The organism is Streptomyces sp. NPDC042002, assembly GCF_055588305.1.
In genome coordinates, this window is the sequence record NZ_JBVJCT010000002.1 from 307,243 (window position 1) to 325,669 (window position 18,427).

The following is an 18,427-nucleotide window of genomic DNA, read 5'->3' on the forward strand; positions in this document are numbered from 1 at the left end:
TGTCCCCCTCTTGCGCTTTGTTCCCTCCCTCGACTGTTCCCTCCCCCCCCTCCCCCCCCCCCCCCCCCCCCCCCCCCCCCCCCCCTCCATGTTCGGCGGGCGCAGTGGAACCGTGAGGACGCGGTCGGGGGACTCGCCGGGCCCTTTGGCCGAGCGGCTCAGGAACCCGCGCCGCCGAACACCTTCAGAATGCGTTCCGCCGCGAGCGTGGCCGTCAACCCGCCCTCCCGCACCTGGCGTTCGAGGTCGGGGGTGATGGCCCGTACGGCCCGATCGTTGTGCAGGCGGCCGAGGAGTTCGTCGCGGACCATCGTCCAGGTCCAGTCGACCTGCTGGTCACGGCGCTTGTCGGCGAGGCGGCCCGTCGAGTCGAGGAGCGTGCGGTGCTGCTCCAGGCGATCCCACACGGTGTCCAGACCGGCCGACTCACGGGCGCTGCAACTCAGCACCGGAGGCGTCCAGGCCGCGTCCCTGCCGTGCATCAGCCGCAGGGCGCCCGCCAGTTCACGTGCGGCGGACTGCGCGTCGCGCGCGTGCGGACCGTCCGCCTTGTTGACGGCGATCACGTCGGCCAGCTCCAGGACGCCCTTCTTGATGCCCTGCAACTGGTCACCGGTGCGCGCCAGCGTCAACAGCAGGAAGGAGTCGACCATGTTCGCGACCGCGGTCTCCGACTGGCCCACCCCGACCGTCTCCACCAGCACCACGTCGTAGCCGGCCGCTTCCATCACCACGATCGACTCGCGGGTCGCCTTGGCCACCCCGCCGAGCGTTCCGGCGGTGGGGGAGGGGCGGATGAAGGCGGCCGGGTCGACGGCGAGGCGCTCCATCCGGGTCTTGTCACCCAGGATCGAGCCGCCCGTACGACTGGAGGACGGGTCGACGGCGAGCACCGCGACCCGGTACCCCAGCGAGGTCAGCATCGTGCCGAACGCGTCGATGAACGTCGACTTGCCGACGCCGGGCACCCCGCTGATGCCGATCCGCCGCGCCTTCCCGCTGTGCGGGAGCAGTTCGGTCAGCAACTCCTGCGCCAGCGCCCGGTGCTGGGGCCGGGTGGACTCGACGAGAGTGATGGCGCGGGCGATCAGCGCCCGCTTCCCGTCGAGTACACCCTTGACATAGGTGTCGAGTTCGATCACAGGTCGTGCCCGAGGCCGGCAGAGAGCCGCTGGACGAGGTCGTGGGCCGCGTCCGGGATCACCGTCCCGGGCGGGAACACGGCGGCCGCGCCCATCTCCAGCAGGGTCGGCACGTCCTGCGGCGGGATCACCCCGCCGACCACGATCATGATGTCCTCGCGGCCCTCCGCGGCCAGTTCCTCGCGCAGCGCCGGTACGAGGGTGAGGTGCCCCGCGGCCAGCGACGAGACGCCCACGATGTGCACGTCCGCCTCCACCGCCTGACGGGCCACCTCGCCCGGCGTCTGGAACAGCGGGCCGACGTCCACGTCGAAGCCGAGGTCGGCGAAGGCGGTCGCGATCACCTTCTGGCCGCGGTCGTGACCGTCCTGGCCCATCTTGGCGACCAGGATGCGCGGGCGCCGGCCCTCGGCCTCCTCGAACGCGTCCACCAGGGTCCGGGTGCGGTCCACGGACGGGGACTCCCCTGCTTCGTTGCGGTACACGCCGGAGATCGTACGGATCTGGCCCGCGTGCCGCCCGTACACCTTCTCCAGGGCGTCGGAGATCTCCCCGACGGTGGCCATCGCGCGGGCCGCGCGCACCGCCAGCTCCAGCAGGTTGCCCTCACCGGCCGCCGCCCGCGTCAGGTCGTCCAGCGCGTCCTGGCACTCCCGCTCGTCGCGCTCGGCCCGCAGCCGCCGCAGCTTCTCGATCTGCTGCGTGCGCACCGAGGAGTTGTCGACCTTGAGGACGTCGATCTTCTCGTCGGTCTCCACGCGGTACTTGTTGACGCCGATGACCGGCTGGCGGCCGGAGTCGATACGGGCCTGCGTGCGGGCCGCCGCCTCCTCGATCCGGAGCTTGGGGATGCCGGCGTCGATGGCCTGCGCCATACCGCCCGCCGCCTCGACCTCCTCGATGTGCTGCCAGGCGCGGCGCGCGAGGTCGTACGTGAGCTTCTCGATGTACGCGCTGCCGCCCCACGGGTCGATGACCCGGGTCGTGCCGGACTCCTGCTGGAGCAGCAGCTGCGTGTTGCGGGCGATCCGCGCGGAGAAGTCGGTGGGCAGCGCCAGCGCCTCGTCCAGGGCGTTGGTGTGCAGCGACTGGGTGTGGCCCTGCGTGGCGGCCATGGCCTCCACACACGTACGCGTCACGTTGTTGAACACGTCCTGCGCGGTCAGCGACCAGCCGGAGGTCTGCGAATGGGTGCGCAGGGAAAGGGACTTGGCGTTCTGCGGATCGAACTGCTTCACCATCTTGGCCCACAGCAGGCGCGCCGCCCGCAGCTTGGCGACCTCCATGAAGAAGTTCATGCCGATCGCCCAGAAGAACGAGAGCCGCGGCGCGAACGCGTCCACGTCCAGGCCCGCCTCGCGGCCCGCCCGGATGTACTCCACGCCGTCCGCGAGCGTGTACGCCAGCTCCAGGTCGGCCGTCGCGCCCGCCTCCTGGATGTGGTACCCGGAGATGGAGATGGAGTTGTAGCGCGGCATCCGCTGCGAGGTGTACGCGAAGATGTCGGAGATGATCCGCATCGACGGCTTCGGCGGATAGATGTACGTGTTGCGGACCATGAACTCCTTGAGGATGTCGTTCTGGATGGTCCCGGCCAGCTTCTCGGGCGGCACGCCCTGTTCCTCGGCCGCCACGATGTACAGCGCGAGAACGGGCAGCACGGCGCCGTTCATCGTCATCGACACGGTCATCTTGTCCAGCGGGATGCCGTCGAAGAGCTGGCGCATGTCGTAGATGGAGTCGATGGCCACGCCCGCCATGCCGACATCGCCCGTCACCCGCGGGTGGTCGCTGTCGTAACCGCGGTGCGTGGGCAGGTCGAAGGCGATCGACAGGCCCTTCTGGCCCGCCGCCAGGTTGCGGCGGTAGAAGGCGTTGGACTCCTCGGCCGTGGAGAAGCCGGCGTACTGACGGATCGTCCAGGGCTGGTTGACGTACATCGTCGGGTACGGACCGCGCAGATACGGTGCCACGCCCGGGTACGTGTCCAGGAAGTCCAGGCCTTCCGTGTCACGGCCGGTGTACAGCGGCTTGACCGCGATGCCCTCCGGGGTCTCCCAGAACGCCTCGCTCCCGCCCGTGGCCTTCTCCGCGGCGGCACTCCACTCGTCGGCGCTGCCTTCGGCGGTGGGCGTCCCCAGTTCGATTCCGGAGAAGTCGGGGATTCCCATCAGGACACTCCCATGCGGTCGAGGGTGGCGGAGAGGACGGCGACGGCGTCGCAGCCCGCGAAGACATAGGCGTCCACACCGGGGTACTGCCCGGGACGGCCCGCCAGGAACACATGCCGGGCGCCGGCCGCCGTGAGGGCTTCGGCCGTGCTCGCGGCCTGCTCCTCGTACAGCGCGTCACTGGAGCACAGGCAGGCCTCGGTGGCGCCGCTGTCCTCGAACGTGCCGTCCGTGACCGGCTCGATGCCACCGGCCTGGAACAGGTTCGCGACGAACGTCGACCGCGCGGTGTGCGCGGCGGCGGGGCCGATCGCGGCCAGGTAGATCCGCGGACGGGACCCGGTGGCGGCGAGGTGCGCGTCGGAGCGGGCCCGCAGCTCCTCGTACGCCTCGTCGCGCCGGACGCGCGGGAGGCCGCCGGACGGTGCCTCGGGGACGGGCAGGCGTTCCACCGGGCGCTCGGCCAGGTTCGGGAACTCGCTGACGCCGGTGATCGGTTCGCGCCGCTTGGCGAGCTTCGCGGAGCGCGCCGCCCAGGTGTCCGCCAGGTCCTGGCCGAGGCGGCCCGAGCGCAGGACGGCGGCCTGGCCGCCGCCCTGCTCGATCCCCTGGAAGAACTCCCAGCCCGCGTGGGCGAGTTCGTCGGTGAGCTTCTCCACGTACCAGGAGCCGCCCGCCGGGTCGATCACCCGGGACAGATGCGACTCCTCGATGAGGATCGTCGACGTGTTGCGGGCGATGCGCCGCGCGAAGGCGTCCGGCAGACCGAGCGCGTGGTCGAAGGGCAGGACGGTGACGGAGTCGGCGCCGCCGACCCCGGCCGCGAGCGTCGCGATGGTCGTGCGCAGCATGTTCACCCACGGGTCGCGGCGCGACATCATCACCGGCGAGGTCACCGCGTGCTGCACCTGCGCACCCGCGCCCGGCGCCCCGCACACCTCGGCGACCCGCGCCCACAGCCTGCGCGCCGCCCGCAGCTTGGCGATCGTCAGGAACTGGTCGGCGGTCGCCGCGTACCGGAACTCCAGCTGCGCACAGGCCTGTTCGACGGACAGCCCCGCTCCGGTCAGCTCCCGCAGATAGGCGACACCGGTCGCCAGCGAGGCGCCCAGCTCCTGCGCGGCCGAGCCGCCGGCCTCGTGGTACGGCAGCGCGTCCACGGTCAGCGCCCGCAGCCCGGGGTACTCCTCGGCGCACCGCAGAGCGAGCGGGACGACCGGGGCGAAGTCCATCGCCGCCCCCGTACGGGCCTCATGGCCGAGCGGGTCCGCGCCGAGGTTGCCGCGCGCGGCACTCGGGGCCACGCCCCGTTCCTCGTACAGCCGCAGCAGTTCCTGGGCCGCGGACGCGACGTCGGTTCCCGCGTCGAGGACGACGGGCGCCAGATCGAGGTAGACGCCGGCGAGGACGCTCTTGAGCGAGGAGACCGGAACGCCGCCCTCGCCGACCGCGAGCCACAGCGACGTGACGCCGTTCTCCAGGTCACCGAGCACGAGGGCGTTGTCGGCCGCTGTGTGCCGCTGCCGTACGTCCCAGCCGCCGGAGGTGTTGCCCTCGGGCCGGCTTCCTCGGACGAAGGGGGCGAATCCAGGGAAACCGGGATCGGTGGTCGTGTCACGCGCGGTGTACAACGGCCGGGTGGCGAGCCCGTCCTCGAGCGCGGTGGACAGCGCGTCTTCGGCTGTCGCGCTCGAGACCTCCTTACCCGATTTGCGCAGCACGCCTTCTACCAGGAGCTGCCACTGGTCATGGGTCGCGGAAGGGAACTCGGCGGCCAGCGCGAGCCCGTCATTGGGCAGGACTGTCATGTTCGGATGCTAGGTCAGAGTTCTGGAGCGACAGCAGAGGCGAAGCCTGTGACCTTGGCCTCTTGGTGCCGGTGATCCAGCTCTCAGGCGCCTGATCGACACCCTCGGGCCGCTCTGGCAGGGTGAACCGGTGCGGATTCCCAGGCAGGCAGCCAGGGTCGCGGTACTGGACCCGGCGGGGGCTGTCTTCATGTTCCGGTACGACAACGAGGAAGTCGGCGTCCACTGGGCGCTGCCCGGTGGCGGAATGGATCCGGGTGAGACGCCGCTCCGAGCCGCCGAGCGCGAATTGCGCGAGGAGACCGGCTGGACGGACATCGAACTCGGCGGCACCGTGCTGTGTCTCTGGGAGCACGACTTCACCAGGGCCGGTGTCCCCGTGCGGCAGCACGAACACATCTTCCTCGCGTACGGACCTCGCAGGGAGACGGCGGGCGCACTGCGCGCGTCGCAGGCGGCGGAAGGCATTCTCGGGGGGAGATGGTGGTCGCCGGGCGATATGTCGGGTGTCGCGGAGCGGTTGTGGCCACCACAGCTCCCGGCACTGCTGGCCGCCGTACGACGCGACGGTGCACCCGCCGCACCCGTCGACCTCGGCCATGTACCGAACGGGCCCACCGGCACATCGCCCTGACCGCGCGGAGGACAGCCTTCGCCCGAGCAGGAAGCCCGCGCACCTGCTGCGCCGAGCCGGCCCCGGCGAGCCGCTGACCCGCAGCCGATCAGTACACGTCGCGGACATACCGCTTCTCGGCCGCGAGTTGCTTCACGTACGCGGTGGCCCCGTCCGCGCTGTGGCCGCCGTGGGCGGTGGCGATGTCCCGGAGGGCCCGGTCGACGTCCTTGGCCATACGGGAGGCGTCGCCGCACACATAGAAGTGTGCCCCCTCCTGGAGCCAGGACCAGAGCTGCGGGCCGTGCTCGCGCATCCGGTCCTGGACGTAGACCTTGGCGCGCTGGTCGCGCGAGAAGGCGGTGTCCAGGCGGGCGAGCGTGCCGTCGGAGAGGAACGCGGTCAGCTCGTCCTCGTAGTAGAAGTCGGTGGCCCGGTGCTGTTCGCCGAAGAACAGCCAGTTGGGAGCGCGGTGGCCGAGGGCGCGGCGCTCGTGCAGGAAGCCGATGAAGGGGGCGATCCCGGTGCCGGGGCCCACCATCACCATGGGCGTGGCGGGGTCGGCCGGCGGCCGGAATTTCGGGGAGGGCTGGACGAAGACCGGGACCTGTGCGCCGGGGGCCGCGTCGGCGAGAAAGGGCGAGCAGACGCCCTGGCGCGGTCGGCCGTCAGGATTCTCGTACCGGACGACGGAGACCGTGAGCGAGACGAGGCGGGGGTCGGTCAGCGGGCTGGACGAAATGGAGTACAGGCGGGGCTGGAGCGGCCTCAGCACCTCGGCCCATTCCTGGGCGTCGGCCCGGACGGGGTGTTCGGCGAGGACGTCGACGGCCTGGCGGCCCCAGGACCACTTGGCCAGTTCGTCCTTGTTGTCGGGTCGCAGGAGCTTCTTCAACACCCGGTCATGGGTGCGTTCGGCGACGAAACGCAGCAGGTCCGGGGTGATCCGGGTGATGTCCAGACGCCGGTGCAGGGCCTCGTGAAAGGGGATCCCCTGGATCTCCCCGCTTCCGTTCAGGTTCACGGAGCTGTCCGGGGCGAGACCGGTGGTGGCCAGCCATTCCGCCACGAGGTCGGGGGAGTTGACGGGACGCACGCCGAGAGCGTCGCCGGCCCGGTAGACGAGCGGGGTCTCGCTGTCGCGGGTGTCGAAGGTGAAACGCCGGACCTCCTTGCCCGCTCCGGGCAGACTGAGCCGCTGGTTGCCGACCAGGAGGGTGGTGACGGGGGCCGGCCTCTTCGGCGGGGGAGCCGACGACGGCGCCGCCGGAGCGGCCGAAGTGGTGGGCGGCGCGGGCGTCGAGGCCGACTCCGAGCCGTCGGTGCCGTCGGTCAGTGAGGTGAGGACCTGGTCGAGCCAGGCCGAGGCCGAGGGCTCGTAGTCGGGCTCGCAGTCCGTGCGCGGGGCGAGCCGTACGGCGCCCAGTTCGTCGAGGCGCTGGTCGAGGCGGCGGCCGTGGCCGCAGAAGTCGTCGTACGAGGAGTCGCCGAACGCGAGCACCGCGTAGCGCACGCCGTCCAGGCGGGGTGTGTCGGGTGCGGCGAGGGCGTCCCAGAACCCGGACCCGTTGTCGGGGGCGTCGCCGTCGCCGAAGGTGCTGGTGATGAGGAGGATGTCGGCGCCGGTGGGCAGTGCTCCCGGGTGGGCGTCCTCCATACCGACCAGGGTGGCCTTGTGCCCGGTGGTGGTGAGCCGGTCGGCGGCGGCCGCGGCGAACTCCTCGGCGTTGCCGGTCTGCGAGGCCCACAGAACGACGACCTCCCGGACGGGCGTGGCCGGCGTCGCGGCCGGGCGTGGTGTGTCCGGAACGGCCCGGGAGTACATGCCGGCCAGCACACCGTTCACCCACAGCGCGTGCTCGGGGCTGAAGGGCGCCCCCGGCGGCAGCACCGGCACGCCGGGCGCGCCCGACGCGAGGCCGGCGAGGAAACCGATCAGGTACCGGCGCTCGTGCTCGGCCAGGACCGGCGGCGGGGCGGGCTCGAGTCCGAAGACGTCCGCGGGACCCGAGGGGCCCGAAGGGCCTGCGGGAAGGGCGACCGGTGCCGTCGGCCCCCCGGAGACGGCGGCCACCACGGTTCCGGTGTCCCGGGCGGCACCGCCCACGGCCGGGGCCGTCACGGACACCGGAGTCGCCACCCTCGTCAGGGACACCGCGCAGACCTTGAACTCCGGCTGGAAGGACAGCGGATCGACGGCGTCGCTCGTGACGGCGTTGACGCTCAGGTACTCGCCGAACAGGTCGTTCCAGTGGAAGGGCGCGAAACAGCAGCCCGGCCGGACCCGGTCGGTCACCACGGCGGGCAGCACCGCCCGGCCGCGCCGCGACGCGACCTCCACCGAATCGCCCTCGGCGACACCGAGAGCGGCGGCGTCGTCCGGGTGCAGCTCCACGAAGGGCCCGGGGTTGAGTTTGTTGAGTCTGGCGACCCTGCCCGTCTTGGTGAGGGTGTGCCACTGGTGCTGCAACCGGCCGGTGTTCAGGACGTACGGGTAGTCGTCGTCCGGCATCTCGGCGGCGGGGATGTGCGGGCGGGCGTAGAACACCGCGCGGCCGCTCGCCGTGGGGAAGACCGGACCGCCGCCGTCCGAGCCCACATAGCGGATCGGATTGCGGTCGGGGCCGTCCTCGCGCGCGGCGGGCCACTGCACCGGGGTGGACCGCAGCCGGTCATAGGTGACGCCCCGCAGGTCGTAGCCGGTCTTCGGGTTGTGGGCGCGCTTGATCTCCTCGAAGACCTCTTCCGCGCTGTCGTACGAGAAACCCCGCTCGTATCCCATCGCGCGGGCGACGGCGGCGATGATCCGCCAGTCCGCCATCGCCTCACCGGGCGGCTCCACCGCGGGCCGGGCGAGGGTGACATTGCGCTCGCTGTTGACGAGGACGCCCTCCGTCTCGGTCCACAGGGCTCCCGGCAGGACGACATCCGCGTACGCGTTGGTCTCCGTCTCGGCGAACACGTCCTGGGTGACGACGAACTCGGCCCGCTCCAGCCCCTCGATGACGGTCTTGCGGTTGGCCACGGAGGCGACGGGGTTGGTGCAGATGATCCAGCACGCCTTGATCTCCCCGTCGGCCATCTTCCGGAACATCTCGATCGTGCCCTGGCCGACCCCGTCCTTACGGACCGTGCCGGGCGGCAGCCCCCACAACTCCTCCACGAAGGCGCGCTCCGCGTCGACCAGCACCGACCGCTGGCCGGGCAGCCCCGGGCCCATGTAGCCCATCTCCCGGCCGCCCATGGCGTTGGGCTGGCCGGTCAGCGAGAACGGACCGCTGCCCGGCCGGCAGATCGCGCCGGTCGCCAGATGCAGATTGATCAGCGCGTTGGTGTTCCAGGTGCCGTGCGTGGACTGGTTGAGGCCCATGGTCCAGCAGCTCATCCACTCCCCGGCCTCGCCGATGAGCCGGGCCGCCGCACGGAGGTCGTCCTCCGGGACGCCGGTGATCCCGGCGACCGTGGCGGGCGGGTAGGCGGCCAGGAACTCCGGCATCGCCTCCCACCCCTCGGTGTGCGCGGCGATGAACTCGGGGTCGGTGTGCCCGTTCTCGTACAGCAGGTGCAGCAGGCCGTTGAGCAGGGCCAGATCCGTTCCGGGCCGGACCGGCAGGAAGAGGTCCGCCTTGTCGGCGGTCGCGCTGCGCCGCGGGTCGGCGACGATCAGCTTGGCGCCGCCCGACTTGACCCGGTCCATCATCCTGAGGAAGAGGACGGGGTGGCAGTCGGCCATGTTGGAGCCGATGACGAAGAAGACGTCGGCGTGCTCGAAGTCCTGGTACGAGCCGGGCGGGCCGTCCGCGCCCAGCGACAGCTTGTAACCGGTGCCCGCGCTGGCCATGCACAGCCGGGAGTTCGACTCGATCTGGTTCGTCCGCATGAAGCCCTTGGCCAGCTTGTTCGCCAGGTACTGGGCCTCCAGACCCATCTGCCCGGAGACGTAGAACGCGAAGGCGTCCGGGCCGTGTTCGTCGATCACCGCCCGAAGCCGCCGCGCCGTCTCGGCGATCGCGGTGTCCACCGGGGCGGGCTCGGCCTCCGCTCCCCGTTCGGCGCGCACGAGGGCCGAGGTCAGCCGCCCGGGGGCGGCGAGCATGTCCGCCGTGGTCGCGCCCTTGGTGCACAGGCGCCCGAAGTTGGCGGGGTGCGCCTTGTCGCCGGACGCCTTCAGGACCGTACGCCGCCCGTCGGGGCCCGCCCCGATGTCGAGGACCATCCCGCAGCCGACACCGCAGTACGAGCAGACCGTCCGCACCTGCTGGGTGGTCGTGGTCACGAGCGGCCCCTCCGTGTGATCGGCACCTTCCGCCACCGACGCTACGAAGTGCCCATTACGCGGTTGTCACACCCCTCGATCACCTGGGGTTACGCGCTCCACACACCCACGCGCCGACGCTTGTGAGGTGCGGCCCGCGGGGGTGGGACCACGTTCCGGTCCTCATGGCGCCGCGCCGACCGGACGATGCCGGCCGGGAAGATCGAGGTCCGGGCCGCGGCCACACCGGCCGAGGCCGTACGGTTCCGCTTCCCGACGGAGCGCCCCAGGCACTGGCCGACGCCATCACGGAGGGCTTCACCCTCATGCGCGCCGACACCGTCGGCTTCCGCACGAACACCGTGGAGCGGCTGCTCGGCCGCGGGCCGCGGACTGGTGCACGCGCAACGCCGAAGCGGTCCGGCGGTCTGCGACCTCCTGAGGGGGCGGCGACCGTGCCCGCCGGTGGGCCTGAAGTCCCCGGCTGTCTCCTGAAGTCCGTTACCGAACAGCGGACTTCGTCGCACGCGCCCATTTCCGTTCGGAGCCGCCAGGTCACCGCGGGAAGAGTGGTCAGAGGGTGAGGCATCGTCAAGTTGCTTTTCCCTGAAGGTCATTGACATTGCTTGAGTCGCTGATCGATGATCACACTGCGCTTCCCGAGCTCTTCAAGGAACTCACGGGAATGTGATTTCGTCTGTTCAGTGTGAAGCCGAGGGAGTCAACGTGCGCAGCGCTCTCCGCGAGTTCCTCGTAGTCAGTCGATCGCGTGGGAGAACAAGTCCTGACTGTCCATGAGGACTTCGTCGCCCTCTCGTAGATCGGGCAGTCCGCCCACCGTTCCGGCCCGGCCGGCGCGGACCAACAAGTGACTCGCCCCCTCACCCTCGTACGAATGCCCGGCTTCTCCTCGTATGACCGTCCGGCCGGGCGTCCGACTCGCCCCTTCAGCCTCCCTCGTGCGTCGTCGCGGTTCGAGGCGCCATTCCCGACTCTTATTCCATCCGGCTCTTCGCGGTCGTCCGGGCTTCCCGGCTCTCCGGGCGGTGATCCCGTCCGTCCGGTCGAACGACGCCAACTGTTCCCCAAAACTTGGGAAGGCCAGGTTTCGGCAGTGCAGAAAACCCCCCACGCAATCCAACGTGATCCCGGCCTGCGGAATGCGGGATTACCCTTGAGTAATACCGCGGGCGCGCCGGCTCGTATGCGAGACGCGTCCTTCGCGCAGCAGCGTCTCTGGTTCCTGTCGCAATTGCCGGGAGCGAAGGAGGCCTACAACGAGGCGCTCGCCTTCCGGCTCGAAGGACCCCTGGACGCCGACGTGTTCGGGCAGGCCCTCGACGCGCTGGTCACCCGCCACGAGGCGCTGCGCACGCGGCTCGTGGCCGTCGACGGGGAGCTCCGGCAGTGCGTCGATCCGCCGGCCACGGGATTCCTTCTGCTCCGCACCGAACTGACCGGGACCCCGGAAGCGCCTGAGGTGCTGTCCGCCCTGCGCGAGGCCGAGGCCTGTGCCGCCTTCGATCTCGCGGCCGGTCCACTGGGCCGAGGCCATCTGGTGACGCTCGAACCCGAAGTTCACGTCCTGCTGCTGACGTTCCATCACAGTGTCTACGACGGCTGGTCGATGAACGTCATGATGCGCGAACTAGCCGCTCTCTACGCGGCGTTGCTCGCTGGGGAAGCCGACCCGCTGCCGCCGCTCGTCCTCCAGTACGCCGACCACGCCGCCACCCAACGCGCCTCCGTGGCCGGTGGGGCACTCGCGGCCCAGGAAGCCTACTGGCGACGGACCCTCGACGGCGCGCCCCCGCTGCTGGAGCTGCCCACCGACCGTCCCCGGCCCCCCGAACAGCAATACACCGGCGGACGTGTCGAGTTCCGTCTCGGCCCGGAGGACACCGCGGCTCTGCGCGCCCTCGCGCGGCAACACGGCGCGACCCTCTTCGTGGCCGTCCTGACCGGCTGGACGATCCTGCTGTCCCGGCTCTCCAGGCAGAACGACATCGTTGTCGGAAGTCCGGTGGCAAACCGTCGCGATCCCGGAGCCCGCTCCCTCATCGGCTTCGTCACCAACTCCCTCGCCCTGCGCACGGACCTGTCCGGCTCACCGTCCGCCGCCGAGGCCCTCACCCGCGTCCGGGCTGTCGTGCGAGCCGCTCTCGACCATCAGGACCTGCCCTTCGAACGGGTCGTGGAACTCGTCAACCCGCCACGCAGCGCGGCCCATCCGCCCCTGTTCCAGACCATGCTTGCCTGGGTCCCCGACCGCGCCGGCCTGCTGCACCTCAACGGCGTCACCGCCGAACCACTGCCCATCCCGCACGCGCCCGCCAAGTTCGACCTCGCCCTGTCCGTCACCGAGTCCGAAGGCGCCCTCACCGGCCATCTCGACTACGCCACCGCCCTCTTCGACGCCGCCACGGCCCGGCGCTACGCGGACCACCTGCGACGCCTGCTCACCGACCTCGCCCGCCGACCCGAAACGGAGATCGGCACCCTCGACCTGATGAGCCGGGAGGACCGCGACCGCCTGCTCGCCGAGGGCGACGCCACCACCCACCCGGCTCCGGGGGCCACCGGCCGCGCCGACCGTCGCGAACAGGGCGCACAGTGCGTCCCCGACCACACCGCACCGCGCGCCGCGGCACCCGGTTCCCCGCTCACGGCCGACAGCCTCCTCGATCTGTTCGAGGCACAGGTCCGCGAGCGGCCACGACAGCCGGCCGTCGTCTGCGAGGACGGCACGACGGACTACGCGACGCTGGACCGCAGGGCCAACCGGCTGGCCCACGCCCTCGCCGCCCGCTCCGTGGGCCCCGGTGACGTGATCGGCCTGCACACCGGACGCACCGCCGACCTGCTCGTCGGCATCCTCGGCGTCATGAAGGCGGGCGCGGCCTATCTGCCGCTGGACCCCGCCCAGCCGCGGGCCAGGCTCGACGGCATGGTCGAGGATGCCGCCTGCCCCCTGGTCCTGACGGACAGCCCCGAACACGCCCGCTCCTCGGGGTGGTCGTCCCTGGCCGGCGTCGAGGCGCGGGGCACGGCGCTGTCGGTGGCGCCTCCGGCCGTACCACGGGCCCAGGACATGCTGGCCTACGTCATCTTCACGTCCGGCTCCACCGGCCGCCCCAAGGGCGTCGCCGTCGAACACCGCAGCGTGCTCAACCTCTTCGACAACTGGCAGGAACGGATGGGCACCGGGCCGGGCGACGCCGGATCCGCCTGGGCGAGCATCGGCTTCGACGCCTCTGTGCACGAACTGCTGCTGCCGCTGACCACGGGCGGCAGTGTCCACATCGTGCCCGAGGAACTGCGCGGCGACCCCGAAGCCCTCGTGGCATGGCTGCGCGAGCACCGAGTCGTCCAGGCCTTCCTGCCACCGGCGTACATCCGATGGCTCGACGAGGACCCCGGATCCCGCCTCCGTGGCCTGCGGTTGCGCACCCTGCTCACCGGAGTCGAGGCGCTCCCCGAGGCGGCACTGCACCGCCTCACCCGCCATCTCCCCGGCCTCAAGGTGTGTTTCGGATACGGGCCCACCGAAGCGACCCTGTACAGCACCGCGCACTACGACCCACAACCCCGGGACCGGCAGAGCCCGCTGGGCCGCCCGCTGCGCAACACCCGGCTGCGCCTGCTCGACGACCACCTCCAGCCCGTACCTCCGGGCACCGTCGGTGAGCTGTACCTCGGGGGTGCCTGCCTGGCCCGCGGTTACCTCAACCGGCCCGATCTCACCGCGGAACGGTTCGTCCCCGACCCCTACCTGCCGGGTGAACGTCTCTACCGCACCGGCGACCTGGCCCGGCGGCTGCCCGACGGGCAACTGCACTACGTGGGCCGCGCCGACGACCAGGTGAAGCTGCGCGGATTCCGGATAGAACCCGCCGAGATCGAGGCCGCGCTGCTCGCCCAGCCCGGTGTGCGGGAGGCCACCGTCCTCACCGACCGGGACGCGCCCGGCGGGCCGCGCCTGGTGGCGGCCGTCGGCCGTGGCCCGGCCGCCGAGCGCGACGCGCACCCGTGGCGGACCGCGCTCGCCCGGCACCTGCCCGACTACATGATCCCGGCGGTCGTCCTCGACCTGCCGGACCTGCCTCTCAACCACAGCGGAAAGGTCGACCGCCACGCCCTGCTCGGCCTCGCCCGCTCCCACCACAGCGACCAGGTGAACACCGCCAGCCCACGCGACCACTTCGAACACGCCCTGTACCGCATATGGCGGGACATCCTGCTCCACCTCGACATAGGCATCGGCGACGACTTCTTCGAACTCGGGGGCACGTCCCTGGCCGCCATCAAGATGGCCCACGCGGTCGCAGAGGAGTTCGGCACCCGTATCCCCGTCGCGGAGATCCTGCGCCGCCCCACCATCGAGGCGCTCGCCGGGACCCTGCGCGCCGGCGGGGTGTCCGAGACGCCAGGGAGCCTGGTCGAGTTCCGGGCCGCGACACACTCCACCGCCGGCGCCCCGCGTGTGGTCTGCGTCCACCCCGCCGGCGGCACCGCCTTCTGCTATCTGCCCCTCGCCGCCTGCCTGCCCGAAGGGGTCGGCCTGTACGGCATCCAGTCGCCGGGCGTGAACCCCGGCGAGGACCTTCTGCCCAGCGTCGAGGCCATGGCCGAGGCCTATCTCGACCTGCTCGGCCCGCTCGACCGCGCCCCCCTCGTCCTCACCGGTCTGTCCTACGGCGGCCTCGTCGCTCACGAGATGGGCCGCCTGCTGGCCCACGCCGGCCACACCGACGTGAGCGTCGTCCTGCTCGACACCCAGGCCACCGACGACCCGGCCGAACGCGCGGAGATCCAGTCCGTCGACATGACCGAATTCCGCGACAAACTCGTGAGGTTCAACGGAATGTACCCCGGTATCGACGACGCCCAGGTCGAGCGTTACTTCCGCATCTACAACCACAACCGTGCCACCGCCCGAGACCACCGGCCGCACCCGTCACCGGCCCGGCTCGTGCTGGCCCAGGCCGTCGGCGACGGCACCGACACCCCCCGTCACGCCGACGTGCGCGGCTTCTGGCAGCGGCGCGCCCAGGGGTACTTCCGCGTCGAACCCGTGCCCTGCGACCACTGGGAGATGCTGGAGAAGACCGAAGCCGGGCGGGTCGCCGACATCATCGCCGCCGAACTCGCCCACCACACGGCACCACCCCTCGCGCCCGTTGACGCCGGCCAGGCCGTCCCGGCGGGGGAGGGACGATGAGCGACGCCGTCCCCTCACGTCTCGCCGACGCCGTCCGCGCGCAGGCCGCACGCACCCCGGACGCGCCCGCCGTCGAGGACGCCGGCCGCATCCTCGACTACGCGGAACTCGACGCCGCAGCGGACCGCGTAGCCGCCCGGCTGCGCGCCGCCGGCGTCAGGCCCGGACAGGCCGTCGCGGTGGACCTGCCCCGCTCGTGGCAGCTCATCTGCGTCATGCTGGGCATCCGCCGCAACGGATGCACGGTCGTCCCCCTGGACCGGCTCAGCCCGCCGGACCGACGCGGCCACATCCTCGAAGACTCGGCCACGGTCGCCGTCGTGCACGACGGGACCGACGAGACCGGACCGGCGGGGCGGCCTGTGCCCGCGGCCGCAGCGGTCACTGCGGCCACTGCGGGTCACCCGGTCGCGCTCACCGCCGACGCGCTCGTCGTCCCCGGACCGGTGCCGGAAGAGCCGGCCCGCGGTGCCGGCGCGGAGACCGGATTCCTCTTCTACACCTCCGGCACCACCGGCCGTCCCAAGGGCGTCGAGGTGACCGACGAGGGCGTGCTGCGCCTGGCCCGCGCCGGATACCTCCGCCTCGACCCCGGCGACCGCTACGCCTGCCTGGCCAACCCCGCCTTCGACGCCCTCAGCTTCGAGGTGTGGACCCCCCTGCTCACCGGCGGCACCTGCGTCGTCCTCGACGACAGCGTCGTGCACGCCCCGGTCCGGCTGGCCGAGGAACTGCGCGGCCGGGCCGTGGACACCGTGTTCATCACCGTGGCCCTGTTCAACGCGGTCGTCGACCAGGTCCCCGACTGCTTCGCCGCCGCCCGGCAGGTCCTCGTCGGCGGTGAACGGGTCGACGCCGGGATCCTCCGCGCCTGGTACCGCGCCAACCCGGACGCCCGCACCGTCCTGCACAACGTGTACGGGCCCACCGAGGCGACCACGTTCGCCCTGTGCTTCGCCGTGCCCCGGGACTTCGAGGGCGAGGAGGTCCCCATCGGCGCACCTCTGCCCGGCACCCGCTGTACGACCGTCACCGGGCAGGGTGTCCCCGCCCCGGCCGGAACCGTCGCCGAACTCCTCCTGGCGGGCGAGGCGTTGGCCCTCGGCTACCGCAACCTCCCCGAGGAGACGGGCCGGAGCTTCGCCCCGTTGACCGGGAGCGGCGACGACTCCCGCTGGTACCGCACCGGCGACCTCGTCCGCGTCGGTGAGAACGGCCTGGTGACGTACGTCGGACGAGCCGACCGCCAGGTCAAGGTGCGCGGCTTCCGCATCGAGCCGGGTGAAGTCGAACGCGGCCTCATGACCCACCCCGCCGTCCGCCGCGCCTACGTGTGCACCCGGCGCGACGACCATGGCCGCAACGAACTCCTCGCGTTTCTCGTCCTCGGCGCGGATCTGTCCCACGAGGCGTACGACCGCCACCTCGACGCCGTCCTCCCCGCGTACATGAGACCCCACCACACGCACCGGGTGGCGGAGTTGCCGCTGACCGTCAACGGCAAAGTGGACGCCGCCCGGCTCCTGCGCGAGCGCGGCACACCCTGGCGCGCCGAGCCGCGGGCGAAGGGGTCCGTCACCCCGGAGCAGCGCACCGTGCTGGAGCTGGCCGAGGAGATACTCGGCGTACGGGGTCTGCGACCGCAGGACCGTTGGATACCCAGCGGCGGTGACTCCCTGGCGGCCCTCCGCCTCCGCTTCGCCCTCCTGGAACGCCACGGCGCCGACCTCCCGCACCAACTCGTCCTGCGCGCCGACTTCGCGGCCATCGCCGAAGCCGTCCACGGGGCCGACGCCCCGGCCGGCATCCACCCGCCGGTCCGCGTCGCCCCCGCCACCCGCTCCGCCCCCGCGACCAGCGAACAGCAACGGCTGTGGCTGCTGCGCCAACGCGCCCCCGAGGACCGCTCCTACGATGTCCCGCTGGCCTTCCGTATCGAGGGCGCCGTGGACCTCGACGCGCTCCGGCACGCCCTTCGGGCCCTCGTCGCCCGGCACCCCGCACTCCGCACCCGCCTGGCCGCCACCCCGCAGGGACTCGTCCAGGAGACCACCGGTCCCTACGACCCCTGGCAGGCCGCCGACACCCGCGCGGGGGAGGCGTGGCAGGACGCGGCACGCCGGTTCTTCGCTCCCGGGTTCGACCTCGCCGACCCCCGGATGCTGCGCGCCGGCTTCCTGCCGGACCCCGACGGCGGGGTGCTCCTGCTCCACCTGCACCACATCGCCGTGGACGGCTGGTCGCTCAACCTGCTCTTCCGCGGCCTCAGTACGGAGTACACAGCGGCACACGACGGCACCCCGGCGGACACGGCCCCCGAACGGGCTTTCACCACCCTCGACTTCGCGGCCTGGCAGCACGAGTGGCGCAGCAGCCCCGCGTACCGCCGGACCCGTACCCGCCTGGCCGAGCAGTACCGGGCAGCCGCCGAACCCTCCCCCCTCCTGGAGACGGCACCGGGCTTCGGCTCCCAGCACGGCGCACGTATGACGCGGACCTCCATCGACCCGGCACACCGCGCCGAACTCGACCGATTCGCCGCCCAACAGGGCTTGACCCGCTTCCAGTTGCTGCTGTCCGCGTTCGCCTGCGCCGTTTACGGCGTCACCGGACAGAGCCGCCCCCTCGTCGCCGCCCCGGTGACGGGCCGCTCGCGACCCGAATTCGGCGACACCGTCGGGATGTTCGCCAACACCGTCCTGCTGCCCCTGCGCACCGCACCCCGGCGCAGCCTGCGCGCACAGCTCCACGAACACGCGACCACAGCGGCAACAGTCCTCAACGGCCAGGAGATCGCGCTCGCCGACGTCCTGGAGGACCACGTCTTCCGCCCCGGCGGCCCCCTCTTCGACTACCTCTTCGTCCTGGAGAACACCGAGTTCGACGCACTGCGCCTGCCGGGCTGCGCGCTACGGCCGCTGTGGATCGATCCGCCCGGCGCCAAGTGCGCCCTGACCCTGTCCGTCGTGGAGCAGGACTCCGGCCTCGACTGCCTGTGGGAGTACGATCCCGGACGCCTGCCCGCCGACCGCGTCGACGCGGTGACCCAGCTGTTCCGCGCGGCCCTCGACCAGCTCACGCGCGCCCCGGACAGCACCGTGGCCGACCTCGTCGCACCCTGGCGGACCGGTGCGGCGGCGGCGGGGGGGGGGGGGGGGGGGGGGGTGGGGGGGGGGGGGGGGTGGGAGGGGTGCGCCTTGGCAGGGTGTGGGGAGCC

7 protein-coding genes are annotated in these 18,427 nt (G+C 71.9%); 3 read left to right on the forward strand and 4 right to left on the reverse strand.

All coding sequences use genetic code 11. The features are described from left to right. Positions 1-158 precede the first annotated feature (158 nt). The 3 genes from meaB to ACZ6KY_RS04135 are packed head-to-tail and all read right to left on the reverse strand — an operon-like array spanning position 159 to position 5,121. Positions 159-1,142, reverse strand: a complete 984-nt coding sequence (meaB, locus tag ACZ6KY_RS04125) for a methylmalonyl Co-A mutase-associated GTPase MeaB (protein WP_469308745.1) — start codon at positions 1,140-1,142, stop codon at positions 159-161. Further along, positions 1,139-3,313 (reverse strand): methylmalonyl-CoA mutase, encoded by a 2,175-nt coding sequence (scpA, locus tag ACZ6KY_RS04130; RefSeq protein WP_469308746.1) that lies wholly within the window; start codon positions 3,311-3,313, stop codon positions 1,139-1,141. The genes meaB and scpA overlap by 4 nt, the downstream gene beginning before the upstream one ends. Continuing rightward, positions 3,313-5,121: a methylmalonyl-CoA mutase family protein gene (locus tag ACZ6KY_RS04135; protein ID WP_469308747.1), complete on the reverse strand. Its 1,809-nt coding sequence runs from the start codon at positions 5,119-5,121 to the stop codon at positions 3,313-3,315. The genes scpA and ACZ6KY_RS04135 overlap by 1 nt, the downstream gene beginning before the upstream one ends. A gap of 130 nt (positions 5,122-5,251) precedes the next feature. On the opposite strand from ACZ6KY_RS04135, the gene ACZ6KY_RS04140 reads away from it, so the two are divergent. Beyond that, positions 5,252-5,755 carry an NUDIX hydrolase gene (locus tag ACZ6KY_RS04140; RefSeq protein WP_469308748.1) on the forward strand — a complete coding sequence of 168 codons (504 nt, stop codon included), beginning with the start codon at positions 5,252-5,254 and terminating at the stop codon, positions 5,753-5,755. Between the two features lie 88 nt (positions 5,756-5,843). On the opposite strand, the gene ACZ6KY_RS04145 is transcribed toward ACZ6KY_RS04140, so the two are convergent. Further along, positions 5,844-9,950: a molybdopterin-dependent oxidoreductase gene (locus tag ACZ6KY_RS04145; protein WP_469308974.1), complete on the reverse strand. Its 4,107-nt coding sequence runs from the start codon at positions 9,948-9,950 to the stop codon at positions 5,844-5,846. A gap of 1,243 nt (positions 9,951-11,193) precedes the next feature. On the opposite strand from ACZ6KY_RS04145, the gene ACZ6KY_RS04150 reads away from it, so the two are divergent. Together ACZ6KY_RS04150 and ACZ6KY_RS04155 are read left to right on the forward strand one after the other, a co-directional pair. Then, the gene (locus tag ACZ6KY_RS04150) at positions 11,194-15,210 is read left to right on the forward strand and encodes a non-ribosomal peptide synthetase (RefSeq protein WP_469308975.1); all 4,017 of its coding nucleotides are present in this window, start codon (positions 11,194-11,196) and stop codon (positions 15,208-15,210) included. Next, positions 15,207-18,427 (forward strand): amino acid adenylation domain-containing protein (locus ACZ6KY_RS04155; RefSeq protein ID WP_469308749.1); only part of this gene is annotated, 3,221 nt, incomplete at its 3' end. The genes ACZ6KY_RS04150 and ACZ6KY_RS04155, both read left to right, overlap by 4 nt.

Bases quoted from the DNA above. Each gene is read 5' to 3' on its own strand.
- scpA (WP_469308746.1), bottom strand. From the start codon at position 3,313: ATGGGAATCCCCGACTTCTCCGGAATCGAACTGGGGACGCCCACCGCC.
- ACZ6KY_RS04135 (WP_469308747.1), bottom strand. From the start codon at position 5,121: ATGACAGTCCTGCCCAATGACGGGCTCGCGCTGGCCGCCGAGTTCCCT.
- ACZ6KY_RS04150 (WP_469308975.1), top strand. From the start codon at position 11,194: ATGCGAGACGCGTCCTTCGCGCAGCAGCGTCTCTGGTTCCTGTCGCAA.
- ACZ6KY_RS04145 (WP_469308974.1), bottom strand. From the start codon at position 9,950: ATGGTCCTCGACATCGGGGCGGGCCCCGACGGGCGGCGTACGGTCCTG.